Annotated in this window: 25 protein-coding genes and 1 riboswitch; of the genes, 20 read left to right on the forward strand and 5 right to left on the reverse strand. The window is 57.9% G+C overall.

From position 1 onward, the window contains the following. Positions 1-78 precede the first annotated feature (78 nt). Both ACFFT4_RS22295 and ACFFT4_RS22300 read left to right on the forward strand, forming a co-directional pair. Positions 79-1,065, forward strand: a complete 987-nt coding sequence (locus tag ACFFT4_RS22295; protein ID WP_378051045.1) for a glycosyltransferase family 2 protein — start codon at positions 79-81, stop codon at positions 1,063-1,065. 117 nt (positions 1,066-1,182) lie between these two features. Beyond that, complete coding sequence (locus tag ACFFT4_RS22300) at positions 1,183-2,202, forward strand: asparaginase (protein ID WP_378051047.1); 1,020 nt, start codon at positions 1,183-1,185, stop codon at positions 2,200-2,202. Positions 2,203-2,359: 157 nt separating this feature from the next. On the opposite strand, the gene ACFFT4_RS22305 is transcribed toward ACFFT4_RS22300, so the two are convergent. Continuing rightward, complete coding sequence (locus ACFFT4_RS22305; protein ID WP_378051048.1) at positions 2,360-3,229, reverse strand: AraC family transcriptional regulator; 870 nt, start codon at positions 3,227-3,229, stop codon at positions 2,360-2,362. A gap of 231 nt (positions 3,230-3,460) precedes the next feature. On the opposite strand from ACFFT4_RS22305, the gene ACFFT4_RS22310 reads away from it, so the two are divergent. The 3 genes from ACFFT4_RS22310 to ACFFT4_RS22320 are packed head-to-tail and all read left to right on the forward strand — an operon-like array spanning position 3,461 to position 7,240. Continuing rightward, the gene (locus tag ACFFT4_RS22310; protein ID WP_378051049.1) at positions 3,461-4,642 is read left to right on the forward strand and encodes a galactokinase; all 1,182 of its coding nucleotides are present in this window, start codon (positions 3,461-3,463) and stop codon (positions 4,640-4,642) included. Positions 4,643-4,645: 3 nt separating this feature from the next. Further along, positions 4,646-5,632: a UDP-glucose 4-epimerase GalE gene (galE, locus tag ACFFT4_RS22315; protein WP_378051050.1), complete on the forward strand. Its 987-nt coding sequence runs from the start codon at positions 4,646-4,648 to the stop codon at positions 5,630-5,632. Between the two features lie 18 nt (positions 5,633-5,650). Further along, the gene (locus tag ACFFT4_RS22320; RefSeq protein ID WP_378051052.1) at positions 5,651-7,240 is read left to right on the forward strand and encodes a UDP-glucose--hexose-1-phosphate uridylyltransferase; all 1,590 of its coding nucleotides are present in this window, start codon (positions 5,651-5,653) and stop codon (positions 7,238-7,240) included. Between the two features lie 106 nt (positions 7,241-7,346). Here ACFFT4_RS22320 and ACFFT4_RS22325 read toward each other — a convergent pair whose 3' ends face one another. Both ACFFT4_RS22325 and ACFFT4_RS22330 read right to left on the reverse strand, forming a co-directional pair. Continuing rightward, positions 7,347-8,000 carry a transposase gene (locus tag ACFFT4_RS22325; RefSeq protein ID WP_378051053.1) on the reverse strand — a complete coding sequence of 218 codons (654 nt, stop codon included), beginning with the start codon at positions 7,998-8,000 and terminating at the stop codon, positions 7,347-7,349. A gap of 820 nt (positions 8,001-8,820) precedes the next feature. Next, positions 8,821-9,042, reverse strand: a complete 222-nt coding sequence (locus ACFFT4_RS22330) for a DUF1128 domain-containing protein (RefSeq protein WP_378051054.1) — start codon at positions 9,040-9,042, stop codon at positions 8,821-8,823. Between the two features lie 261 nt (positions 9,043-9,303). Here ACFFT4_RS22330 and yyaC point away from each other — a divergent pair, with 261 nt between their 5' ends. From yyaC to ACFFT4_RS22360, 6 genes are all read left to right on the forward strand, one after another. After that, a complete protein-coding gene (gene yyaC, locus ACFFT4_RS22335; RefSeq protein ID WP_378051056.1) occupies positions 9,304-9,861 on the forward strand; it encodes a spore protease YyaC in 558 nt (185 codons plus the stop codon). A gap of 164 nt (positions 9,862-10,025) precedes the next feature. After that, the gene (locus ACFFT4_RS22340; protein ID WP_378051057.1) at positions 10,026-10,838 is read left to right on the forward strand and encodes an alpha/beta fold hydrolase; all 813 of its coding nucleotides are present in this window, start codon (positions 10,026-10,028) and stop codon (positions 10,836-10,838) included. Then, a complete protein-coding gene (locus tag ACFFT4_RS22345) occupies positions 10,831-11,493 on the forward strand; it encodes a DUF6483 family protein (protein ID WP_378051058.1) in 663 nt (220 codons plus the stop codon). The genes ACFFT4_RS22340 and ACFFT4_RS22345 overlap by 8 nt, the downstream gene beginning before the upstream one ends. After that, entirely contained in the window at positions 11,490-12,680 is a 1,191-nt protein-coding gene (locus ACFFT4_RS22350) for a class I SAM-dependent methyltransferase (RefSeq protein ID WP_378051059.1), read from the forward strand. The genes ACFFT4_RS22345 and ACFFT4_RS22350 overlap by 4 nt, the downstream gene beginning before the upstream one ends. A gap of 176 nt (positions 12,681-12,856) precedes the next feature. After that, a complete protein-coding gene (locus ACFFT4_RS22355) occupies positions 12,857-14,512 on the forward strand; it encodes a histidine kinase N-terminal 7TM domain-containing diguanylate cyclase (protein WP_378051060.1) in 1,656 nt (551 codons plus the stop codon). A gap of 83 nt (positions 14,513-14,595) precedes the next feature. Further along, a riboswitch (cyclic di-GMP riboswitch) is annotated at positions 14,596-14,682 on the forward strand. 102 nt (positions 14,683-14,784) lie between these two features. After that, entirely contained in the window at positions 14,785-15,480 is a 696-nt protein-coding gene (locus ACFFT4_RS22360) for a PilZ domain-containing protein (RefSeq protein WP_378051062.1), read from the forward strand. A gap of 69 nt (positions 15,481-15,549) precedes the next feature. On the opposite strand, the gene ACFFT4_RS22365 is transcribed toward ACFFT4_RS22360, so the two are convergent. After that, positions 15,550-15,861, reverse strand: coding sequence for a dehydrogenase (locus ACFFT4_RS22365; protein ID WP_378051063.1), 312 nt, complete (start codon positions 15,859-15,861; stop codon positions 15,550-15,552). A gap of 69 nt (positions 15,862-15,930) precedes the next feature. Then, positions 15,931-16,386, reverse strand: a complete 456-nt coding sequence (locus ACFFT4_RS22370; protein ID WP_378051064.1) for a cupredoxin domain-containing protein — start codon at positions 16,384-16,386, stop codon at positions 15,931-15,933. 193 nt (positions 16,387-16,579) lie between these two features. On the opposite strand from ACFFT4_RS22370, the gene uptA reads away from it, so the two are divergent. The 9 genes from uptA to ACFFT4_RS22415 all read left to right on the forward strand — a co-directional run bounded on the left by uptA (position 16,580) and on the right by ACFFT4_RS22415 (position 23,619). Further along, positions 16,580-17,191, forward strand: a complete 612-nt coding sequence (gene uptA, locus ACFFT4_RS22375) for an undecaprenyl phosphate transporter UptA (RefSeq protein ID WP_378051094.1) — start codon at positions 16,580-16,582, stop codon at positions 17,189-17,191. A 36-nt stretch (positions 17,192-17,227) separates the two neighbouring features. After that, entirely contained in the window at positions 17,228-17,794 is a 567-nt protein-coding gene (locus ACFFT4_RS22380) for a thioredoxin family protein (RefSeq protein WP_378051065.1), read from the forward strand. Between the two features lie 13 nt (positions 17,795-17,807). Continuing rightward, positions 17,808-18,434: an MBL fold metallo-hydrolase gene (locus tag ACFFT4_RS22385; protein ID WP_378051066.1), complete on the forward strand. Its 627-nt coding sequence runs from the start codon at positions 17,808-17,810 to the stop codon at positions 18,432-18,434. 183 nt (positions 18,435-18,617) lie between these two features. Beyond that, on the forward strand, positions 18,618-19,328 hold the full coding sequence (locus ACFFT4_RS22390; protein WP_378051067.1) for a CpaB family protein: 711 nt from the start codon (positions 18,618-18,620) through the stop codon (positions 19,326-19,328). Next, entirely contained in the window at positions 19,325-20,161 is an 837-nt protein-coding gene (locus ACFFT4_RS22395; RefSeq protein WP_378051068.1) for a CpaE/TadZ family protein, read from the forward strand. Before ACFFT4_RS22390 ends, ACFFT4_RS22395 begins: the two co-directional genes overlap by 4 nt. Further along, complete coding sequence (locus tag ACFFT4_RS22400; protein WP_378051070.1) at positions 20,158-21,585, forward strand: ATPase, T2SS/T4P/T4SS family; 1,428 nt, start codon at positions 20,158-20,160, stop codon at positions 21,583-21,585. Before ACFFT4_RS22395 ends, ACFFT4_RS22400 begins: the two co-directional genes overlap by 4 nt. Continuing rightward, positions 21,579-22,517, forward strand: coding sequence for a hypothetical protein (locus ACFFT4_RS22405; RefSeq protein WP_378051071.1), 939 nt, complete (start codon positions 21,579-21,581; stop codon positions 22,515-22,517). Before ACFFT4_RS22400 ends, ACFFT4_RS22405 begins: the two co-directional genes overlap by 7 nt. A gap of 43 nt (positions 22,518-22,560) precedes the next feature. Further along, positions 22,561-23,454, forward strand: coding sequence for a hypothetical protein (locus ACFFT4_RS22410; protein WP_378051072.1), 894 nt, complete (start codon positions 22,561-22,563; stop codon positions 23,452-23,454). A gap of 15 nt (positions 23,455-23,469) precedes the next feature. After that, the gene (locus ACFFT4_RS22415; RefSeq protein ID WP_378051073.1) at positions 23,470-23,619 is read left to right on the forward strand and encodes a hypothetical protein; all 150 of its coding nucleotides are present in this window, start codon (positions 23,470-23,472) and stop codon (positions 23,617-23,619) included. Positions 23,620-23,632 lie beyond the last annotated feature (13 nt).

Genomic DNA, 23,632 nt, shown 5'->3' on the forward strand with positions numbered 1-23,632 from the left:
AACCTTCTCGGTGCTGAAAAGCGGACTTTTTTGAACATGTTGTTTTCATGTTGTTTCTTGCTGAAGGGAGATTAAATTGTGCAGAAGGGCTGTTTTCTTTCCGTTGTCGTTCCGATGTACAACGAGGAAGAAGTGATCGAAGTGACTTACCGCCGGCTGCAAGCGGTGCTGGACAAGCTCGGGGAGACGTACGAGATCGTGTTCGTGAACGATGGCAGCCGCGATCGGACGGCGGATATCGTACGTTCCCTGTGCGCCGAGGATCGCCGCGTGAAGCTGGTGGAGTTCTCGCGCAATTTCGGCCATCAGATCGCGGTGACGGCCGGGATGGATCATGCCTCGGGCAGAACGGTCGTGCTGATCGACGCCGATCTGCAGGACCCTCCCGAGCTGATCGCCGACATGGTCGCCAAGTGGCGCGAAGGCTACGATGTCGTCTACGGCAAACGGATCGAGCGCAAAGGGGAATCGTGGTTCAAGAAATTAACCGCTGCGGTATTCTACAGGCTGCTGCGTTCGATGACGTCGGTGAATATTCCCGTGGATACGGGCGATTTTCGGCTGATGGACCGCAAAGTATCCGACGCGCTCACTTCCATGCGGGAACGAAGCCGGTTCATTCGCGGCCTTGTCAGTTGGGCGGGCTTTAAGCAGACGTCGGTAGACTACGTGCGGGACGAACGGTTCGCGGGAGAGACGAAGTATCCGCTGCGCAAAATGATCCGGCTGTCCTTGGACGCGATGACCTCGTTCTCCACCCGCCCGCTGAAAATCGCCAGCGTGCTCGGCTTCGTGCTGTCGGCCGCCGGCTTTATCTACCTGTTCGTCGTGCTGTACCAGCGCCTGTTCACCGATACGACGAGGGAAGGCTGGACTTCGATGATCGCGATCAGCCTGCTGTTCCACGGCATTACGCTGTCGCTGCTCGGCGTTCTGGGAGAGTATATTGGAAGGACCTACGAAGAAGCCAAGGGCCGCCCGCTGTATCTGGTGGCCGAGGCGGTGAATTTCGAGGAGGAAGCGGAGGATTCCCGCAAGAAGGAGACCGCCGGAACGATTACCTGAGCGAGCCAAATTTGGTTGGCCGGGCATACTTATGAATAAGGGACGACCGAATTCCAGACGGCGACGTCTGGTTTTTTGTCGGACTGCGCCAAGACAGCGAAAGGGGAAACGATCACGATGAGTACGAAGCCGATCCCGGCGGACGTTCCGCTATTGATCATGAATAGGGGCGGACGGACGGAGAATGTGCATAGAGGACGGATCGCCGTCGTATCCGCGGCGGACGGCAAGCTGCTGCACGCTTGCGGCAGCGTCGACGAGCCTGCCTACGTGCGTTCGACCGCCAAGCCGATCCAGGCAATTGCCTCACTGCTGGACGGAGCCGCCGAAGCGTACGGCTTCGAGGAGCGCCATTTGGCTCTGCTGTCGGCATCGCATAGAGGAAGTCGCGAGCAGATCGAAGTATTGGAGGAAATTTTAGCCCGTACGGGACTGAACGAGGAAATGCTCGCCATCCAGCCTACGCTTCCGGTCGGCCGTCGACAGAGAGACGAGTATGTCGCCGCTGGCGGTCAGCCGCGCAAGCTGCTCCATACCTGCGCAGGCAAGCATCTGGGCGTATTGGCGTGGAGCAAGCTGAAAGGCTGGCCGCTTGAAGGCTACATTCGCCCGGACCATCCCGCGCAGCGGGAAATCGTTCGTCTTATCAGGCAATGGGCGGAAGCCGACAGCGAGCAGATGACGATCGGCAAGGACGGCTGCGGCTTTCCGGTGGCGGGGATGCCCTTGCGCTCGCTTGCCTTGGCCTACGGCCGACTTGCGACTCCCGAGCTTGCCGAGGATCGCGCCGCGGCCGATGCGGCAAGACGTATAGCGTCGGCAATGAACGCCTATCCCGAGCTCGTCGAAGGGCGTTATCGGCTGGCCAGCCTGCTGCTCGAAGATCCGAACATCGTCGCCAAGAGCGGGGCGCACGGCGTATTCGCGCTGGGGCTGCGACGCGAGCGTATCGGCGTATCCCTGACGGTGACCGACGGAACGGAAGTGGCCTGGCCGTATATCGTCAAAGCGGCGCTCAAACGAATCGGAGGCGCTTCGGACGAGACAATGCTTAAGCTGGACCGGACGTTTCCCGACGAATTCCTCAACGACGCGAAGGAAGCCGCGGGAAGCTGGGAGCCTGTTTTCTCCTGGTAGCTTGCCGTTCCGGCTCGCCTACGGCTTCGGCTCACTTGCCGCCTCCCACCCGCCGACTCGTCTCGACTGCCATTCGGGGCTCCGTGTCTGCCAATTCGCCCCAGCTGCAGCTCGTCGGCCCGCGCCCGCTGATCCGCTCGGCAGCCCCGGCCGGCTTTTATTTCTTTTTTAAGGCGTCGTCGACGGTTGTTCTGTACTCCGTTGGCGACTGCGCATACCAGCGTCGGAACTGCTTGGAGAAGTACAGCGCGTCCTGAAAGCCGACCGACGAGGCGATTTGCTCTACGGTAAGCTCCGGCCGCTCGCGCAGCAGCCGTCTTCCTTGATCGACGCGCAGCTTCGCCAGGAAGGTAGCCGGAGAGACGCCGACGTGCTGCTTGAACATGCGGGACAAATAAGCGCGATTGTATCCAAGCGCCTCGGCCATGCCTTCGATCGTAATCGGTTCCGCGTATTGGGTGGACAAGTAGCCGGTCACTTGGCGGGCCAATTCTTCGGTGTGCGTGCCCGGACGAGGATAGGCGGGTTCGGAATCCCCCGAAGCTTCGCGCAGGCTCGCCAGCAGCAGATGCAGGTGACCGGATGCGGCCAGAGCCGCGGAGCCGCCCCTTTCCCGGAAAGCTTCGAAGATTGCCCGGCATCGTTCTCCGGGAGCTTTATCCCCTCCCGTCCGAGCCCAAGGCCGATCCGGGTCGAAGCCGGCGTCTTTGACGAGGGTTCCCGCTCCCGAACCGGCAAATGCAACCCAGCGGTACCTCCACGGAAAATCTTCGTCCGAGACGTAATGAAACAATCGGCCCGGATAGATCAGAAAGCTGTCCCCTGCCCCGAGCTCAAGCTCGACTTCTCCCATACGAAATATTCCACTGCCCGACAGCACGTGATGAAGCAAATAATAATCGACCACCTTGGGCCCGATCCGATGCAGAGGTTTGGTCTGGCTGTCTCCGGCGAACAGAACGGCCAGCGCATCCTTCCGAAAGCCGGAGGGGTTGGACGCGACGCGGTAGGTCGCTTGCTTGGCCATCATAACGACTCCTTTCCTCCACTGTGACTTCTTAATCTTGTATAGAGCTTCTTGTGTCCTCTGCCGAAACTCTTCCTATCTTATCCGATTATACCACGAAAATCTCGATTTCCCTTTCCCGAAAGTCACATTTCTCCATATGAAGAGCACTTCAAGCCATTTCGATTTTCCCGGGATTATCGCTATAATAAGATCAAACGAACAACAATTCGGAGGAGAGATGGATTCCTTATGGCACAGCTTACGGAGTTGAAAAAACGGTTCGCAGAGCAGTTCGGCGGGGACGCTTCCGGCTTATCGGCGTTTCAGGCGCCAGGGCGGGTCAATCTGATCGGCGAGCACACCGACTACAACGGAGGAGCGGTCTTCCCGGCGGCGCTCACATTCGGCACAACGCTGCTGATCGCTCCGCGCGACGATCGCAAGCTCGGCTTCGCTTCGACGAATTTCCCGGGGACGTCGGAGATCCCATTGGATGAGATTGCTTTTAGAGAAGAAGACGATTGGGCGAATTATCCGAAAGGCATCGTGTGGGAACTGAAGCAGCGCGGCATCGAACTGAGCCGAGGATATAATTTTCTGTATCACGGCGAGATTCCGAACGGATCGGGACTGTCCTCCTCCGCTTCCATAGAAGTCGTTACGGCGTACGCTTTGCTGACTTTGGAAGGCAAACCGACGGATACGGTGCAGATCGCTCTCTGGTCGCAGCATGCGGAAAATGAATTTATCGGCGTCAAATGCGGCATCATGGATCAATTCGCGGTTGCCAACGGACGCAAGGACCATGCCATTCATCTCGATTGCGATACGCTTAAATACGAGCTGGTGCCTTTCCGCTCCGGCGACTACAAGCTGGTCATCGGCAATACGAACAAACGCCGCGGGCTGGTCGATTCCAAATATAACGAGCGCCGCGCGCAATGTGAGCAAGCGGTTCGCGACCTTCGCGCTGCTTTCCCGGAGTTGACTCTGCTCGGACAGCTGACGCTGCAGCAGTTCGAGGACAACGCTCATCTGATCGCCGACGAGACGGTCCGCCGCCGGGCGCGCCACGTCGTCGAAGAGATCGACCGCGTAGGCCGTTCGATCGAAGTGCTGAACAAGGACGATCTGGCCGCGTTCGGCCAGCTGATGAACGCCTCGCACGATTCGCTGCGCGATCTGTACGAGGTGACGGGAGCCGAGCTCGACGCGATGGTCGACGCAGCGCGTACGGTGCCGGGCGTGCTTGGCTCGCGAATGACGGGAGCCGGGTTTGGCGGCTGCACGGTATCGCTCGTTCACAAGGATTCCGTGGAACGGTTCATTTCCGAAGTGGGCGACAAATACGAGGCCGCTACCGATCTTAAGCCTGCGTTTTACGTATGCGACATCGGGGATGGAGTCGGAGAACTGAAAGGGGAGGCGTAAACGATGGCGGTATTGGTAACAGGCGGCGCGGGCTACATCGGCTCGCATGCGGTTGCGGCATTGTTGGAAAAGGGTGAGCAGGTCGTCGTCGTCGACAATCTGTACCAAGGTCACCGGGACGCCGTGCTGGGCGGCAGATTTTATGAAGGAGACCTGCGCGACGGAGAGTTCCTGGCCAAGGTGTTTCAGGAAAACGACATCGACGGCGTCATCCATTTCGCTGCGAATTCCCTCGTCGGCGAGAGCATGAAGGACCCGGGCAAATATTATCACAATAACGTGTACGGAACGCTGTGCCTGCTCGAGCAGATGCAGAAAGCCGGCGTATCCCGCATCGTGTTCTCTTCGACCGCGGCGACCTACGGAGAACCGGAACGAGTGCCCATCGACGAGTATGATCGGACCGTGCCGACGAATGCTTACGGCGAAACCAAGCTGTCGATGGAGAAAATGATCCGCTGGTTCGACGTGGCCCATGGCATCAAGTTCGTTTCCCTCCGTTATTTCAACGCGGCAGGCGCGCATGATTCCGGCAAGATCGGGGAAGACCACAATCCGGAATCGCATCTGGTGCCGCTTGTGCTGCAGGTCGCGCTGGGGCAGCGCGAGTTCATCTCCGTATTCGGCGACGATTACGCGACCGAAGACGGCACCTGCATTCGCGATTATATCCACGTCAGCGATCTTGCGGACGCTCATATTTTGGCGCTGGAACGGCTTCGTCAAGGCGGGGAGAGCGCGATCTACAACTTGGGCAGCGGCAACGGCTACTCGGTTAAGCAGGTCGTCGACGTCTCGCGCGAAGTGACGGGCCATCCGATTCCGGCGAAGATCGAAGCGCGCAGAGCCGGAGACCCGGCGGTGCTGATCGCCTCTTCGGATCGGGCGCGTAAGGAGCTTGGCTGGGCGCCGAAACGCGACAAACTCGAAGCCATCGTCAAGAGCGCATGGGAGTGGCATAGCACGAATCCGAACGGCTACAAGAAGTAAGAAGGGGAGGATTATCGCATGAACGAATCGACAACGACCCCCCAAGCGGCGGAAGAGCATCGATTAGCGGCGGCAATCGAGAAGCTGGTTGCGTTCGCACTGCATCGAGGACTGATCGAACCGCTCGACGTGGACGACGTTCGCAACCGTCTGCTCGATCTGTACGGCGTGAAGGAGCCGGCGGAGAGCATGCCGTCAATCGAAGAGCTGCCGGACAGCCCGGTTCCGCTGTTGGGGCCTCTTCTCGATGAGGCTGCCGCTTCAGGTCTCATTCCGGACGATACGTTGACCTACCGAGATTTGTTCGACGCTCGTATTATGGGCCTGCTGCTGCCGCGGCCTTCGGAGACGAATCGTCGGTTCCGCGGACTGGCGGAGGAGAGCGGCATTGCTCGCGCGACGGATTGGTTTTACAAGCTGAGCATCGACTCCAACTACATTCGCATGGATCGGATCGAGAAGAACGGTTATTGGAAGCATCGCACCCCGGACGGAGAGCTGGAAATTACGGTCAACCTGTCCAAGCCGGAGAAGGATCCGAAGGAAATCGCGCTGCTCAAATCCTTGCCGCAATCCCATTATCCGAAATGCTTGCTGTGCAAGGAGAACGTCGGATACGCAGGGCGCCCGGATCACCCGGCCAGACAAAATTTGCGCATTTTGCCATTAACGCTGCAGGGCGAAGATTGGTTTTTCCAATATTCCCCTTACGTATATTACAACGAACACAGCATCGTTTTTTGCGGCGAGCACGTTCCGATGAAAATTTCGTCAGCCACCTTCGCCCGACTGCTGGATTTCGTCGAACAGTTTCCGCACTATTTTATCGGCTCCAACGCGGATCTTCCGATCGTGGGCGGCTCGATTTTGAATCACGATCATTTCCAGGCCGGGCGCCACGTCTTCCCGATGGAGACCGCTCCCGTGCCGGAATGGCGACAATACGACAAGCATCCGGAGGTTTCTCTCGGAATCGTGCAGTGGCCGATGTCCGTACTTCGTCTGCAGTCCAGCAACCGCCGGGCGATTCTCGAAGCTGCATCCGCCATTCTCGCCGAATGGCGCGGCTACAGCGACCCGGACGCGGACATCTTCGCATACAGCGAGAGGGACGGGGAGCGCGTCGAGCACAATACGATCACGCCAATTGCCCGGTTCAAGGATAATGGCGCCTACGAGCTCGATCTCGTGCTTCGCAACAACCGCACGAGCGAAGAACACCCGGACGGCATTTTCCACCCGCACCAAGAGCTGCACCATATTAAAAAAGAGAACATCGGTCTCATCGAGGTGATGGGGCTGGCGGTGCTGCCGGGTCGCTTGGAAGCCGAATTGAGCCAGATCGCCGATATTCTGACAGGCAAAACGGATTACGATGAAAAGGCGATTTCCTCCAGCGATCATCCTCTGAACAAGCATGCCGATTGGATTTGGCAGCTGGTCGACCGCTATGGAACGGACGGATCCGAAGATGCGGCCAAGCTCCTGCTGCAAGCTGACGTGGGCGATATCTTCTATGCTGTGCTTCGCGATGCGGGCGTATATAAAGTGGATGAGAAAGGTCGGGCTGCCTTTGGTCGATTCCTGGCCAAATTCGCAACGACGTAATCGTTGCCTGCTGTTCGTTCGAGGATGGATAGGCAGGACAAAGTTATACAAGTAAAGACGGATAACAGCGGTTGGGAAGAGGGAAACCTCCGCCCGGCCGTTTTATTTACGCTGCCGGACTCTTTCGCTCGCGGAGCATCCCGTATTCGTTAAGCGTGTAGATCGTCGTGCAGGCACTCAGGATCAGCTTGCTGAGCGCGGCGATCGGATTACAATCGTTGCTGCTTCGAAAACGATATTCGTAATAGTAGTACAGCCGGTTCCACTTGGAGACGCGTTTTCCGTAATACTTCCGAATGAAGGCGCGGGCCTTCCGGTACATCAGCAGCATGGCCCTGCGTACGATCGGCAGCTGCTCGGAGCGCTTCTCTCGTTTCCAGAAATCGAGCATGGGGATGCGTTCCGACTTGTGCATGGCAAGCCGGATCTTGCGAAGCAGCCTGTCGGCCGTTCGCTGCTGAATACGCAGCGTCTGGGCCAGCTTGCGCGCGGAACAGGGAAACCCGGAGGCGACCCAGTAGAGAGCCACCATCCAGTAACGCAGAGGCAGCTTGGTCCGGTGCATGAGGGTGTTGGAGGTAATGGAGGTTTGCGTCTTGCAGTTGGCGCATTCGTAGACGTTCCGCGTTTTGATCAAGCAGTACCGCATCTCGCCGCACTTGGTGCAAATAAAACCGCGAGGCCAACGTGCAGCAAACAAATAGTCCCTGCAGGCCTGCTCGTCCGGAAAGAGTGCCATAAACTTGCGAATGGACGCCATCGGATCCTCATCTCCTCACATATCGAACGTTTGTTCCCTTTTTTCTCATCATACCAAACATACATTCCCATTTCAACCACTATTCCATGATTTCAGTGAAATTTCAGACAGTTCCCTGAATTTTCCTATCTTGGCGAACGTCATTGTATCTCAAATTCGGCTTCCCTGAGTGAATGGCAGATGGGGAGGAAAGATGCGCTAACTTGGGCTTAGGCGGCTTTCTTGTTCTTGGGTAATAAATGAGGCATACAACTTGAATATCGGAGGAAGCTGCGGCGAGTCTGGCGGAGGAGTAGAGAATAATGGGGTAGAAAGATCAGTGTATGATTCGCGCAAAGGAATACGGGGTGATTCAGGCCAAGGAGAGCAGAAATTTCGGCGGGAGAGGGGAAGTGGGCTGGGAACGGGAACGGGAAGCGGGGAAGCAGGAGTAGGAGCAGGAACGGGAAGCAGGAGCAAGGACAGAGCAAGAGCAGAGCAAGGGCAGAGCAAGAGCAGAGCAAGAGCAGAGCAAGAGTAGAGCAAGAGTAGAGCAAGAGTAGAGCAAGAGTAGAGCAAAGAGCAGAGCAAGAGCAGAGCAAGGCAGGAACAGGAATAGGAGCAGGGAAACGGGGAATCCGTTGGAAAAGCAAGGGATCTGCAGATGGCTCAGGGAGCGGGAAAATGGGATACAAACGAGCTAGGGTTAGGAGGTATCTGGAAAAATATTTTCTGGAATATATTCCCTTTCAGGGTGCAGAAAGCTCCGAAGGCATGCAAAAAGCGCAGACTGAGCTGCAGTCCGCGCTTGCCGGGAGTGGATTAGTGGAGAGGAGGGCGGTTATCCGCGAAGCTTACCCAGCTCGGACACGAGAGCTTCGACTTCGCTGATGCTGAAGCGTTCCTTGGATTGGATCATGTCGTAGATATCTTTCAGGTCCTCGTATTTGTCCACGGTGAAGCTGGAGGCTTGCATTGCCGAGCCTGTCGCCATGCGCAGCTTCGACTTGATCGCTTCGATCATATATTCCACGTTTTGTTGCGTCGGTTGGGTCAAATCCATCGTTTTCTTCCTCTCTGGCCTAAATAGGGATGCTGCTATTGTAACACAGGAGGAGGTTATGCGCTCGCGAGCAAGGGGGGAGTGGAAAGAGAGCATACGTCCATGAGCAAGAGTCGGTGGAAAAGAGAGCATACGTCCATGAGCAAGAGTCGGTGGAAAAGAGAGCATATGTCCGTGAGCAGGCAATCGGGTGCAAAAGTGGCATTCCGCTTGCCGGAGTGGTAACCTGAAACAAAGAGTTTGAGAATGGGAGAGAGTACGATGATCGACCGCAAGCCGGGAGAGGCCGACCGGGTGGATGCCGCCGGACTGCAGGCTTTTGTGAACCGGATCGTCTCGGAGCATGGAGGAGAGGAACTGATCTTTCTGTGCATCGGAACGGACCGTTCAACAGGGGACAGCTTGGGGCCGTGGGTCGGCACGCTGCTGGAGGATCGGGGAGTGAGCGGCGTTCTAGGGACGCTGAGAATCCCCTGCGACGCGAACTCGCTGCCGAAGTTGATGCGCACGCTGCCGGAAAAAGCGGTTATAATCGCAATCGACGCCTGCTTGGGCCGCCCGGAGAGCGTCGGCTCGTTTCTGGCGAGAAAAGGACCGCTCGTCCCCGCCCGCTCGGTGAACGGAGGGCTCGAAGCCGTCGGCGCGTACAGTATCGAAGGCGTCGTAAATGAGAACAGCTTAAAACCTTACTGGACGCTGCAGTCTACGTCATTGTACCGCGTTATGGAGATGGCCGAACAGGTCGCCGACGTCATTGCGAACGCGATGAGGGTCAGAGGAGACTTGCGAGATAGCGTTTTGCGGAGATTTGCGAGATAGGGACATGCGAAATAGTAACTTGCGGAATAGTAACATGCGAAAGGGACGTGCGAGGCAGGGGCTACGAGAAGGAACTTGCGAGATGCGGACGCGTCAGATAGGGGTATACGAGATAGGGACATGCGAAATAGGGACATGCTAAAGAAGGAAAGGAAGGATCTCTTATGAATAAAAAACAGTTGTCTACGGGGATTTCCGTTGCTTACGAGGAAGCCGGCAAAGGGGAGCCGATCGTTCTGCTGCACGGCTTTTGCGGAAGCCGCCGATACTGGGAGGAGGCGCTGCCGCATTTTGCCGGGATCGGACGGACGATCGTGCCCGATCTGAGAGGACATGGGGATTCGGACGCCGCGGGATCGGAAGAGCGCTATACGATGGAGGATTTGGCCGACGATGTCGCCGCGTTGATGGACGAGCTGAATTTGCCGAAGATCGCCCTGTTCGGGCATTCCTTGGGCGGCTATGCGGCGCTGGCTTTTGCGGAAAAATATCCGCATCGCTTAACCGCGCTAGGGCTTGTGCATTCGACCGCCTACCCCGATACCGAGCAGGCGAAGGAAAACAGGCTGAAAGCTGCGGAGACGATTCGTACGCAAGGCGTCGATGCGTTCGTCGACGGTCTTGTCCCGAAGCTGTTTTCTCCTGCTCACCGAGAGAGCAAGCCGGAGCTGATCGCGAAAGCGAAGGAAATCGGCTACGGGACGTCGCCGGAAGGCGCAGCGGGCTGCGCTCTCGGCATGAGGGCCCGGCCCGATCGCGTGTCCGTCCTCCAGCGGTTAAACCTGCCGATTCTGCTGCTGGCCGGCGAGTCGGACGAGGTCATTCCGCCGGAAAAAAGGTTTCCGGTATCCGGAGACAACGTGACGGCGATTACGCTGGAGGGCGTCGGACATATGGGAATGATGGAGGCCCCGGAGGCGCTGGCCGGGTGCATAGGCTCTTTTATGGAACGGAATCGGAGGACTGATCGTGTTTGAGCGGGATTATCTGATTCGTCTGTTGACGCAAGCCGGCCTCGCGCTGGGCAAAGCGGCGGGGCTGAGGCAGCAGCAGAAGCAGCGGGAGGCGCTCGATCTGATTGACGAGTTTCTCGGCCGGGAGCTGCGCCTGCGTTCGCGGCTGGCCATGGGACTGTCGGACGACGATCTGCTGGCCATGCTGTCGGTAACGGGAAGTCCGAATGCGGAATCGGTGGCCGTCGTTGCGGCATTTTTGCAGCAGGAGGCGGATTTGCTGAGCGATCTGGGAGAGGCCGGGGAGAGCGTGCCGAGGTACGAGAAGGCGCTTCGTTTGAACTTGTTCATGCTTCGCGGCGGCATGGAGATCGAAGGCTGGGACATTCGCGACAAAGTGTCGGAGCTGATGAAGGCGTTGGAGCCCTATGAGCCGTCCGCGGAGACGAAGCGGGCGCTCTGGCAGTGGTACGAGTCCGAAGGCAGGCTGGCGGATGCGGAAAACGAGCTCTACGAGCTCGCGGACGATCAGGCGGTGACGGAGGAAGAAGGAACGGCGTTCTATGAAAGGCTGGCGGCTTCCGGCGACGACGTTCTCGAAGCCGGAGGCTTGACCAGGGAAGAGCTGGAAGAAGGACGCCGACAATGGGCGGCGTTGATGAAGGAGAAGGTATCGTGAACGGGAAAGTCGGTCAACGGGAATGGCTCGCTTTATTGGAGAAAATAGCCGCCGAGGAACGGCTGGTGCAAGCCGTATTCAGCGCCCCGAGACGCAAGGACGGGACGATCGCGCGCAAGGCGACCGTAAGGCCCGTTACGCTCAAGGGCGGGCTGCGCTATCAGTTCGAACGGCTTGCGGACAACAAGGCGTTCCATGAAAATGTGAACGCGGACGAGCTGGCGGCCAAGCTTGCGAACGAAATGACAAGCTATAAGCAGGCGCTGATTCAGACTACGGAGGCCGATATTCAGGCTCTCGCCAACAAGAAGGGAGAGCTGACGCTGATCGCGCGGGCGAAAACGTCCGATCAAGAGGGAACCGCGAGCAAGGCGGTTCCCCAGACGCACAACCGGGACAAGCGGTACGTTCTTCCGGAAGGCGAGCCGGTGCTGTTTCTGGTCGCCCTCGGCGTCATGACGCCGGAGGGCAAAGTCGTCAAGGCGAAGTATGATAAATTCCGGCAGATCAACCGGTTTCTCGAGATGGTGGCCGACGCCGCGCCGGAGCTGCCGCGGGGCAAGCCGCTGCACATCGTGGATTTCGGCTGCGGCAAATCGTATCTGACTTTCGCCCTGTATCATTATTTGGCGGTCAAGATGAAGCTTCCCGTTCGCATCTTCGGACTGGATCTGAAGAAAGACGTCATTGAGGCTTGCTCCAAGCTGGCTTCCGAGCTCGGCTGGGAGGAGCTGACGTTCGCGGTAGGGGACATTTCGGATTTCAAGGGGCAGGCTTCCATCGATATGGTCGTCACTTTGCACGCCTGCGATACGGCTACGGACGCGGCGCTGCTGAAGGCGATCGGCTGGGGGGCGAGCGTCATTTTGTCCGTTCCTTGCTGTCAGCACGAGCTGTTTCGTCAAATCTCCCAGCCCGTTCTGCAGCCGCTGCTTAAGCACGGCATTTTGAAAGAGCGGTTCGCGGCGCTCGCGACGGATGCGATTCGGGCGAATTTGCTGGAGCTGGCCGGCTACAGAACGCAAATGCTGGAGTTTATCGATCTGGAGCATACGCCTAAAAATTTGCTGATCCGCGCGGTCAAGAGCCGCGGCAGCTCCCCTGCCAGTATCGAAAATCTTCGCGCCGAATACGAGCGTTTTCGCGATTTTTTGTCCGTTTCACCCTTTATGGAGCGGGAAAACTGATTATTAAGACCGGGGTCTTATAAAAATAAGTAAAAAAGTCCTTGAAAATATACGAAAAATAACTAGAATGAAGTCTTTCGGCGGATATCTGGTTGTCGGAAAAAGCGGCGATATGGTAAAATCAAACATGCCTGCCGCATTTTTTTATTCAGCCCTTTTATGAAAAGGTGAATGCCTTGGGAATCCAATGGATCGATTTTATCCTTTTTTTGATGCTTTTTCTGCTATTCATCGGCGTTATCGCCGTTAACAGAATTACGACGACGCATAAAGTGTATTTGGCTTTTCATTTTATCATGATGCTGTGGCCGCTCGGACAGTTCGCGGTCAAGCTGACGGATTTTCCCAACGTTCAACTGTTTTTCATCAATTTATCCTTCGTGGCCTTGGGAATGCTTGGCCCGGGGTGGTTATTCTTCGTTTTTTTCCTCGCGAATCGAACGACCCAGTTGAAAGGGAGCCGGGTTCTGCTGTATATTGGCCCGGCGGTCGTCTGCATCGCGGCGGCGATGTGGAACCCGGGCAAGCTGTTCATGGCCCCGGTCGTCGACGGCTATACCGAACGGGAATACGGCCCGCTGCTGTGGCTGCTCGTCCTCGTTCAATTCGCTTACCTTTTCGTCGCCCTGCTGAATATGTTTCACGCTCTGAGGAGCGTAACGTCCGTGAATCAGCGCAAGCAGCTTGCAACCGCTTTAATCGGCATGTTCGTACTGACGGGGCTCGGGCTGCTCGACGTATTCGTGAACGTATTGCTGGTCGAGTGGCTGCCGGTCGTTCCGGGCCTGCTCTCGATGGGCATTTTACTGTCGGATCTCTGCTTCGTCATCGCGATTTATCGGTTTGGCATGCTGGATATTTTGAGCATGGCCCAACGGGATATTTTCGAGCATATGACCACCGGCGTTATCGTCGTGGACGAGAACGGCAAAGTGCTGGAAGTGAACCGGGGCGCTTCGCCGCTCGTGCAAGTCGCCAAAGGCGAGACGTTCGAGATGGAGAAGTTTCTGGGCCCTTTGCAGGTGCAGGGGGAAGTCTACGAATTTCTGTACCGCTACAATCATCATCCCCAAGAGAAGCTGCAGATGGAATTTTCGCTTCAGGACTCGTCGGGCAGGCACGTGTCGATTCAAATATCGCCCGTCCTGGACAGCCGCAGAACGCTGCTCGGGCGGATTATTACCTTCCACGACGTCTCGGAGCTGCGCAAGCTGGTCGTGGAGATGAATCGCAAAAACGAGGCGCTGCACGAGCGAAACCTGGAATTGATCACGATACAGGAAGAATTGTTCCGCGTGAACCAGAAGCTGGAGCAGATGGCCGTCACCGACGGGCTGACCGGGTGCTTCAACCGCAGGTATCTGATGCAGCAATTGGAGCACGAAGTGCTGCTGAACATGAGGTATCAAATTCCGTTCGCCATTTTCTTGTTCGATATCGATTACTTTAAGCAAATTAACGATAAATACGGCCATCTTGTCGGCGACGAGGTGCTTCGCAGCACGGCGGAGATCGTTCGTTCGATGCTGCGGCGGACGGATATTCTGGCAAGATACGGAGGAGAGGAGTTCACCGTCTACCTGCCCCATACGAACCGGGAGCAGGCGGAGCTGCTGGCGGAGCGAATCATGCTCGCCGTCGGGGAGAACCAGGTGCAGGCCGGACCGGATAAAGTGGGCGTCACGATCAGCATGGGCGTGCTGTCCGAATCCAGCGACAACTTGAAATTCACCGATCCCAAGGAATATTTGCGAGAGGTATTCTCCAGCGCGGACGCCGCTCTGTACAAGGCCAAAAATGAAGGCCGCAACCGCGTCGTCATGGTGCGCTGACCGGGGCGGGGCTTGGCGGAGACGCAAAAAACATATGACGGAAAGTTAGCGAATATGGTACAATTATTCCAGCGGAAAACGGATTGCGATAAACGCAAACTTGCTGAAAAGCAAGGACGCAAAGCCACAGGGTCTAATGTCCAGCGGACGATGACAGCCTGGCTGCCGATAATCCTACAGGGATGATTCAGGCGAAACGGGCTGCTCCGATAGAGTTGCCTGTTTTTTTATATCCGACTTAAGCAAAATGGCGGGAAGGTGGTTGCGCGGAGATGTCGCATACCGAAGACAATAGAGCCGCATTAACCGAACTGGACAGAGATTTGCTGCCCTTAAACGTGCTTCTGCACTGTCGGACCGTCGTAGAAGGAAAAAATTTCGTCACGACCGGCGTCATGACCCATGTGGAAGGAGAATTGTTCGAGGTCGAGCTTCCCGAATTCGAGCAATTCGAGCTGGGAGAGCCGGTAAAGATGACCGTATATTCGCCGGCGGGAATCCAGTCGATGTCGTCCATCGTGTTCGCGAAATACGAAGGGGCCATCGCGATTCTCCAGCCCCCCGAGCTGCAGAAAAGATTCAAGGAAAGGCGGGAGTACCCCCGGGTCGAAATCGAGGGGAACGCCTTGGTCGTCCGCGTCCTGGGCGATTCCGGGGCGGGACGGGAACTCCAGAACTCGGAAAGCCTTACGATTCACGATATCAGCATATCCGGAATCAGCTTTTCCGGTCCGGACGCGCCGCATTTCGCCGCAAAGTCGAGGCTGAGAGCGACGATCGAAATCGGGATCACCTTCGACTGCGAGCTGGAAATCGTGCGCAGGGAAAGGCAGGAGGACCGGATCTATTGCGGGGCCAAAATGCACGTGCTCGAGCCCGAGATGCTGCGCCCGCTGCGCGCGCTTATCTTGCGCCAGCAGGTTCAGAAAAACGCCGACGCCCGCCGCGCCCTGGGCAAGAAACGTTAATATTATCGGGAGAACGCCAAGAACAAGGGTTGGACCAGCCGCTAACGGCGTCCAACCCTTGTTGTCGATTCAACCGCCGAACGCGTCCCGGAAAGCTTGCGTCAGCTTGACGCGATCGACGTCCCACAGCTCCGCGATGTCGGCGCTGACCTCCTCGTCCCACCAATCGGCAAGCTTCTTGCGGTTGCTTTTATTTTCCGAGATCCACATCAGATTGCCGATCACCCGCTTGAAATACAGCTCCTCGGCCTCCCGGACGAGCGGGGCGGGGATGTGCCGCTTCAGCCTTTTGACGGTCCGGTACAGCTCGTTCGAGCATGCCCGGCGGATGCTGCGCGGCGAAGGCAGCGGGGAGGCATGTTTTTCCTGAAACATTTTCATCGGCTACGCCTGCCTTTCTCTCCCATACCCTATGCAGGAGAAAAAGGGGCGGTTACCGCGAGCGCGAAGTTATTGGACGACGAGATAGCCGACCATCGGTCCGCCGCTTTTCGGATCGGAATGCGTCTGGCAGACGATGGTGTAGATGCCGGCTTCCTTCGGAGTGAAATTGACGACGGTCGTTTTGCCTTTGCTGATGGTGCCCTTGATGTCGAAGCCTTCGATGACGAACGGATGGGACTGGCCGTTGATGCCGGTAATGCGCAGCTCGACGGGCACGCCTTTTTTGGCGACGACGGTGCCGGGGTAGAACAGGTAGGTTTCCAGCTTTTTGCCGTTGTCTCCCTGAGCCGTGAATTCTCCTGTCGTCAAATACAGAATCTGCTTGGCCGTCTCGTCGCCCGCAGGCGCGATGGCGGGTTTGGATTGCTGCCAACCGATATACGCGCCGGCCAAAATGACGAGCGCCGCGATAATGGCGTACAGCTGGATTTTCTTGCGGTTAAGGATGACGATTTTATTCATGCCGCTCTCTCCTCTTCAACTTTGTCCACCTACTCGAAGTCTATGCCGGGGCCCGTCCGCTCATGACAAGCCTGCAACGATTTTGCGGGAACGCCGTATAACTGGAAGGCGGCTGCGGGGCTGTGCTAGAATGAAGACGGTTGTCCGAGGAGCGGAAGGATTTAACAATGGGGAAGAAAGCGGGTTGGAAACGATGATGGACACGCTGCACGAATGGTTGGCGCAATTGCTGGCCTGGGTCGAGAGCTTGGGGTATTGGGGCATTATTATCGGTTTGGCGATCGAAGTGATTCCGAGCGAGATCGTATTGGGGTATGCCGGCTATCTGGTCTATCAGGACATTATTTCTTTCCCGGTTGCCGTCGTCTGCGGAACGATCGGCGCCATTTTGCAGCAGTGGCTGCTCTACGCGATCGGCCGCTACGGGGGGAGGCCGTTCCTGAACCGGTTCGGCAAGTATTTGCACTTGAAGTCCAAGCATATCGATCTGGCGGAAAAATGGTTCGAGAAATACGGGCCGATTATCGTATTTACGGGGCGGTTCGTGCCGGTCATGCGCCAGGTCGTATCGATTCCCGCGGGGATGGCGCGCATGAATCTGTGGAAATTCACCTGGCTGACGATTCTGGCTTCCATTCCGTGGTCGATCCTGTTCGTATGGCTGGGGTCTTCGCTCGGCGAGAACTGGGAGAAGATCGACGAGAAGGCGGCTCCTTACGTGCAGCCCGTTATTCTGATCGCCATCGCGCTGCTTGTGGTCTTTTTTCTCGTCCAATATTTGCGTAAAAGAGGCAAAAGCATCTAAAATAAAGATACTACGGAACGAGAGGAGTTTATTCGAATGAGCCAACTGATCGCCAGCAAATTACATAAGGGGTTGTCCCCCAGCCAATTTATCGAAGGTATGACGAAAAATCGGGAGACGTTCGAGTCCTGGCTGGAACGGTTCGAATGGCATACGGCCGAGCTGGAGGAATTTTACGAGTCGCTCAACAACCGCGACGACCTGCGCTGCATGATTTTGGCGGCGGACTGGTGCGGCGACGTCGTGCGCAACGTTCCGGTCGTATTCAAAGCGATGGAGAAAGCGGGCATCCCGACAGAGGTGCTGATCATGGAGGAAAACCTCGACTTGATGGATCAGCATTTGACGATGGGCGGCCGTGCCATCCCGGTCGTGCTGTTCATCGACACCGGCGGTCATCTGCTCGGCAAGTGGGGCGCGCGTCCGAAATACGTGCAGGAACCGATGAATAAATTCAAGGCGGAAAATACGGACCGCGAAGCGCCGGATTACCAGGAGAAGCTGAACGCGGCGAGACAGGAAATCGGACGCCGCTACGGAGAAGACAACGCCTATCAGAAGGTCATTCTGGAGGAAATCCGCGACGTTCTGTCCGGAGTGTGAGGAACGCCGCACGATGCTGACTTTTCAAAGATTCGCGCTTGGAGCGCTGCAGACGAACGCCTACGTCGTCATTAACGAAGATAGAACGCACGCAGTAATCATCGACCCCGGAACGGCTGACGGAGCGCTGATGCGCAAGCTGGACGGTCTGAAGGTCGAAGCGATTTTGCTGACGCATGCTCATTTCGATCATATCGGCGGGGTAGGGGAGCTGCGCAAAAAATACGGCTGCCCGGTCTATCTGCATCCCGCCGAGCGGGATTGGCTGACCGACGCGGGGAAGAACGGCTCGGCGCGCTGGGCCGACGTTACTCCGCCGATCGTAACGGAGCCGGCCGAGCACGCCCTGGCCGACGGCCAGAAGCTGGAGCTGATCGGGACGACCTTCGAGGTAAGGCATACGCCGGGCCATTCGCCGGGCAGCGTCGGCTTCCTCGTCGGCGACCTGCTGTTCGCGGGCGACGCGCTGTTCCGGCGGTCCATCGGGCGGACCGACCTGCCGGGCGGCAGCCAGGAGCAGCTATCCCGTTCGATCAGGGAGAAGCTGTATACGCTGCCCGACGACACGCTCGTTCTGCCGGGACACGGACCGGAGACGACGATCGGAGAAGAACGCCGCGAAAATCCTTACGTGCGTTAGTTTGGGAACGCTGCTAGAAATTGTTATAAAAGGTCTTTACAAGTGGGCCTGGGATTTGATATATTTAGCCTAGTTAAATTAGATATGCGAGACGAACGTACGCTGCGAAGAACGCATGCGATGGAGGTAACCCCTCTATCCTTGCGTTCTTTTTTTATCTTCCGGAGGAGATGAGGTGCTGGCATGAACAGGAGAAAACAAGCCGCGATCAGTCTGACGGCCGCGCTGCTGTCGGGGGTGTTCGTCTACGGCGTGTACTTGCTGCAGCTCAGGCAAATCGAGCTGCAGGAGATGGCGGAGGTTGTCGTTCCGAAGCAGTTTATCGCGACAGGAACGAGACTGGAGGAGGGGCTTCTGACGACGATCGCGATCCCGCGGTCGGCGATGTCGCCGGAGATGGTGACCGACCTGGCGGAAGCGGTAGGCTTGGAGACGTCAATGCCGCTCGGCGGCCGCGAACCGCTGCTGCGCTGGAAAGTCGACAAATACCGGCTGCTGCCCAAGGCCGGACAATCGACGTTCCAGATTCCGCGGGAGTACGTGAAGTCGATCTCCAGCGGCATTCGCGCGGGCGACGAAGCTGTTGTATATCTGTCGGGAGAGGAGATGGAGCCGCGCAGGCTGTTCCCCGAAGCTGTAGCGGTCGCGGGGGTGAAGACCGCCGCGAATCTGGAGATCGATAATCCGAAAAATTCGAACCTGCTGTCGATGGCCAACGGCGACAAGGAAGGCATGTACGCCTCCCGGCGCGACGCCAACGGCACGATCGACGCGATCAATTTGAATTTGACGGAGGAGCAGTGGCTGCGGCTCGACGCCGCCTGCAAGGGCGGAAACGCCAAGCTGGTCATTGCGTTCCAGGCATCGACGATTCGGGAGGAGGAACTGAGGTGAGCGGAAGATTGGCAGCCTTCGCGGGCTCGACGCCGAATATCGGCACGTCGCTGACGGCGTTCGGAACCGCATATCGCGTCGCGGCTTTGACCGGGCGCAAAGTCGGATTTCTTTGTCTGAACCTGAAGAGCGCGAAGACGCATCTGTACCTGGGCGTCGACAAGCCGGACGTCACGCTGGACGGAGTCAGGCCGGAGCTCAGAGCCGGGACGCTGACGGGGGACAAGCTAAGGCGCTACGCATTTCAACCGCCTCGGCCGGGCGGACTGCACGTCCTGTTCGGCAATCTGTCGCGGGAACAGGCCGAGTATTACGAGCCGGAGGACATGCGGCAGCTGCTGGCGGCGTCCCGCGAGGCGTTCGATCTGACGATCGCCGATGTCAGCGCATACTGGGACAACGCGGCGACGATCTGCGCCATGCGCGAAGCGGACGAGCGTTTTCTCGTGACGACGGACAGTCTCAGCCATTTTCAGGAGGATGTGCAACGCTGGACCGGCCAGGTCGGTCCGCAATTCGGAATGAGCCCGGAGCAATTTCAACTGGTGCTGCTCCAGGGCAATCATCGATCGACAGGAGGATTCGGGATGAAGGAAATTCGCAAAGAAACCGGGTGCGCGGAGTTTGCCGAGCTGAAGCTGCTGGAGAGCGTGCATCTGCAATTGGACAGCGGAAGATTGGACGAATGGCTGGCTGCGGAGGAGAGGCACGCCGCGGCGTTCGATGCGGTCGCCGAGCCGCTGATCGGCCGCCTGAACTGGGCGAGCCGGCTGCAGAAGACGGATAGACCCTGGATGAGAAGGCTGCTTATGCACCGGCGGAGGAAGACGTGAGCGCGGAGCAGCGGACGAGGAGCAAGCGCTTCTCTCCCGCCGCTTATGCCGCCGAGCTTCAGGTTTCCAGTGCCGCGGCGACGGCAATTCAGCTGGAGGACAGAGATTCCGCCTCGGGCATGAATCGGCTGAGGGCGTACACCGAAGAGGTCCGGCAGATGCTGTCGACGCCCAGAGGCTGGAGCGAGGAAGAGCGCAGGCAGTACGCGGAGAAGCTGAATCGGGCGATTATCGGCTTCCCGCAAGAACGGGCCGAGATGCTGGCGATCATCTCCGACTGGATCATTCGCAAGCGGCTGCAGCACGTTCAGTTCGGCAGCCTGCCCTATCCGACGCTGGCGGAGGCGCTGTTCGCCGAGGTGATCGGGATGAACGTTCTCGAGTTGGTGCTTCGCGAACGGGAGGGACTGGAGGAGGTGCAAGTCGTCGGCACGCGCATCTTCGAAGTGCGGGACGGCCGGGCCGCGGCTTCCCCGTATCGGTTCCGGGAGGTGAGCGAGGTCGAGAGAATTCAGCAAAACCTGGTGCTGTTCAACAACGACCGGATCAACCCCCGCAAGCGCTGGGCGGAAGTGCTGCTGCTTGACGGCTCGCGGGTTACGCTGACGGGGTTCGGCTTTACCGCCCAGCCCACGCTGACGATCCGGCTGTATACGGTGAAGAAATTCAGCCTGGATACGCTGTGCCGGCCCGAATACCGCACGATGGACGAGCGGGTCAAGGAGCTGCTGATGATTATCGTCCGGAGCCGCTTTAACATGGTCGTGATCGGAGCGACGAATACGGGCAAGACGCATCTGATCAAGGCGCTGATCGCGGCGATGCCGGACGAGGAGCGGATCGTGACGATCGAGGGGAGGTTCGAGCTGATGCTGGGGCGCGATTTTCCGGAGAAGAACGTCGTGGAGTACGAGGCGGAGGAGGACGATCCGCTGCACGGCCCGCGCCAGGCGTTCAAGCTGGCGCTCAGGCAGTCTCCGCAGCGGATTTGCCACGCGGAAATCCGCGACGAGGACGCGAACATTTACGTTCGCGCCTGTACGCGGGGACATGAGGGCAGCATCACGTCCGTTCATGCCAGCGGCCTGGAGGACGTGCCCGATACGATTACCGATATGTGCATGCTCGACGGCCGGGGCATGAACCCGATGACGATGACCCGGAGAATCGCCGAACACGTCACGCATATCGGGTTCGAGATGCGGATGATCGGCGGCGTGCGCAGGCTGGTCCGGGTCGGGGAGTTCGAATGGCGCAACGGGACGGTTCACGTTCGCGATCTCGTTCGTTACGAGGAGGAAGAGGAGCGCTGGACGTTTCCGGAAGGCTTCTCGCCTAAAGCTCTTCGCAAAATCCAGAGAGCCGACCCCGAAGGCAGCCGCTTGGTCGGGGAGGTCCGGTCGAAGGAGGAGCCCACTTGCTGAAGCTCGCCGTGCTCGGTCTTGCCGTCCTGCTGTTCCTGCTCTTCTCGACCAGCGTTTATTTCGGCCTGCTGGCCTGGTGGAGCGGGCAATCGCGCAAACGGCGCCTGCGTGTCAACCGTGGAACCCGCGGAGACACGGTCGCGTCTCCGCCGTATTGGCGCCGCTGGAGCAAACCCCATCGGCACGTGTCCGATCTGCTGCTGGCGCTGGGGTGGCGCATGAGTCCGGTCGGATTCGTCGTCTGCTCTCTGGCGATGGGGACGCTCGGGATTGTCGTCGGAGCTATCGTCTTCCAGTCCGTTCGTTCCGTCCTGACCCTGCTGTTCATGCTGAGCTGCACCCCGTATTTGGCGTTAAGGATGTCGCTGATGAACCGGCAGATGTCGACGCGTCTCGAATTTCTGCCCGCGGTCGAGCTGTTCTATCAGAGCTATCTGGTCACCGGATGCCGCCATATCCGGATCGCGCTGCAGAAGACGGTGGAGGAGCGCAGATTGCCGGGGGAGGTGCAGGCGGTGTTCGACCAGCTCTACCGCAACCTGTCGGTCAAAGGCGACGACGAAGGCAGCTTGCGCCGGTTCTCGCTCTCGTTCGGCAACATGTGGGCGGAATACTTCGGCAACATTCTGAAGATCGCCCTGGAGGAGGGCAACAACGTCTCGGACAATCTCCAGGAGCTGATCTCCGATATGCGCAAAGCCCAATTGGCCAACCAGGTCGAAAGGCACCGGATGCTCGAAATCCGCTTGGCAAACTATACGCCGGTGCTGTTTCTTGGCATCTTCATGGGCGTGAACTTCAGGCTGAATCCGTCGGGAAGCTACGAGTATTACATCGTCGACGCCGGAGGGAGGGAAATGCTGCTTAACGCCGTGCTCCTGTTATTCGGATCGTTCATGATGGGGCTCTATTTGTCCAGAAGAAAGCTTTAAAAGGTAGTTCAAAAAGTCCAAAAAGAAAGGCAGGGGGCGCGCAATGTCGGAGTATATGAGGTCGCTGACGTTCGGATTAAGCTGGCTGCTGCAATTCTCGCTTGCGTTCGGCGGCATTTACGCGGCTTCCAGGCTGATTATCGCCCCGCGAAATCGCTGGCGCATCCATCTGAAAGGGTGGCGCAAGCGGCGAGCCCCCCAATGGTGGTACAAAATGTGGCGCGTCGATCGGGACGGCATCGCGCTGCAGGAGAGGCGGGTGCTGCTGGCGGGCTGCGGCATCCGGTATTCGCCGGAAGCCTATCTGGCGCTTCGCCGCTTCCTGCTGACCGTATTGCCGGCTGCCGCGCTCGCCCTGTACGCGCTGCAGACGAGCAAGGCGATGGCTTCGCTGACGGCCTGGAACGGGATTTTCGCGCTGGCGGTCGCGACGGTCCTGTTGTCGCTTGACCGTTCGGCGCTGCACGCCATCCGCCGTCACCGGACGGATCGAATACGCCGGGAGATCGTGGCGGTTATCAGCCAACTGCTGTATTACACGGGCTCGCGGATGCATCTGCATGGCAAGCTGATGAAGTGCTTGTCCCTGACCCGCCATATTCGCAACGAGATGGGCCTGCTGCTGAACGAATGGTACCATGACGCGGACGCCGCCCTGAAGCGGTTCAAGGAACGTCTAGGCACGGATGAAGCTTACGGCTTCGCCGAGAGCATCCGCTCGCTGCGGCTGAACGAGAGCGAGGAAATCTACGCTTTGATGAGAGAGATCGTCAGAGATTACAAAGCGCAGATCGAGCTGTCGAGGCAAAGCCGCAAGGAGACGACCTCCTACTTGCTGTTCGTGCTGGCGGGGATTCCGGTTTTGTACACGTTCCAGGTATTTCTGTACCCTTGGGTGCAGGAAGCGGCCAAGCTGTTCGACGCTCTGAATCCTTAGAAAGGAGGTGCCCGGATGCGCAACATCCTTATTACTGTAATGATGCTGATCGTCGTCGCGCTGATGTTCAATACGATTATCGCGCAGGACAACACGGGGACGAAAGCCCGTATCGAGACGCACGGAGACACGGCCAACACGACGCTTGGCAATATGCAGCCGTAAGCCGCCGCGGCGG

Source organism: Cohnella cellulosilytica (genome assembly GCF_042431195.1).
Lineage (GTDB): Bacteria > Bacillota > Bacilli > Paenibacillales > Paenibacillaceae > Cohnella > Cohnella cellulosilytica.

Coding starts and splice junctions, on each gene's coding strand:
- ACFFT4_RS22300 (WP_378051047.1), top strand. CDS start 1,183: ATGAGTACGAAGCCGATCCCGGCGGACGTTCCGCTATTGATCATGAAT.
- ACFFT4_RS22305 (WP_378051048.1), bottom strand. CDS start 3,229: ATGGCCAAGCAAGCGACCTACCGCGTCGCGTCCAACCCCTCCGGCTTT.
- ACFFT4_RS22310 (WP_378051049.1), top strand. CDS start 3,461: ATGGCACAGCTTACGGAGTTGAAAAAACGGTTCGCAGAGCAGTTCGGC.
- galE (WP_378051050.1), top strand. CDS start 4,646: ATGGCGGTATTGGTAACAGGCGGCGCGGGCTACATCGGCTCGCATGCG.
- ACFFT4_RS22320 (WP_378051052.1), top strand. CDS start 5,651: ATGAACGAATCGACAACGACCCCCCAAGCGGCGGAAGAGCATCGATTA.
- ACFFT4_RS22325 (WP_378051053.1), bottom strand. CDS start 8,000: ATGGCGTCCATTCGCAAGTTTATGGCACTCTTTCCGGACGAGCAGGCC.
- ACFFT4_RS22330 (WP_378051054.1), bottom strand. CDS start 9,042: ATGGATTTGACCCAACCGACGCAACAAAACGTGGAATATATGATCGAA.
- yyaC (WP_378051056.1), top strand. CDS start 9,304: ATGATCGACCGCAAGCCGGGAGAGGCCGACCGGGTGGATGCCGCCGGA.
- ACFFT4_RS22340 (WP_378051057.1), top strand. CDS start 10,026: ATGAATAAAAAACAGTTGTCTACGGGGATTTCCGTTGCTTACGAGGAA.
- ACFFT4_RS22360 (WP_378051062.1), top strand. CDS start 14,785: ATGTCGCATACCGAAGACAATAGAGCCGCATTAACCGAACTGGACAGA.
- ACFFT4_RS22365 (WP_378051063.1), bottom strand. CDS start 15,861: ATGAAAATGTTTCAGGAAAAACATGCCTCCCCGCTGCCTTCGCCGCGC.
- ACFFT4_RS22370 (WP_378051064.1), bottom strand. CDS start 16,386: ATGAATAAAATCGTCATCCTTAACCGCAAGAAAATCCAGCTGTACGCC.
- uptA (WP_378051094.1), top strand. CDS start 16,580: ATGATGGACACGCTGCACGAATGGTTGGCGCAATTGCTGGCCTGGGTC.
- ACFFT4_RS22380 (WP_378051065.1), top strand. CDS start 17,228: ATGAGCCAACTGATCGCCAGCAAATTACATAAGGGGTTGTCCCCCAGC.
- ACFFT4_RS22385 (WP_378051066.1), top strand. CDS start 17,808: ATGCTGACTTTTCAAAGATTCGCGCTTGGAGCGCTGCAGACGAACGCC.
- ACFFT4_RS22390 (WP_378051067.1), top strand. CDS start 18,618: ATGAACAGGAGAAAACAAGCCGCGATCAGTCTGACGGCCGCGCTGCTG.
- ACFFT4_RS22410 (WP_378051072.1), top strand. CDS start 22,561: ATGTCGGAGTATATGAGGTCGCTGACGTTCGGATTAAGCTGGCTGCTG.
- ACFFT4_RS22415 (WP_378051073.1), top strand. CDS start 23,470: ATGCGCAACATCCTTATTACTGTAATGATGCTGATCGTCGTCGCGCTG.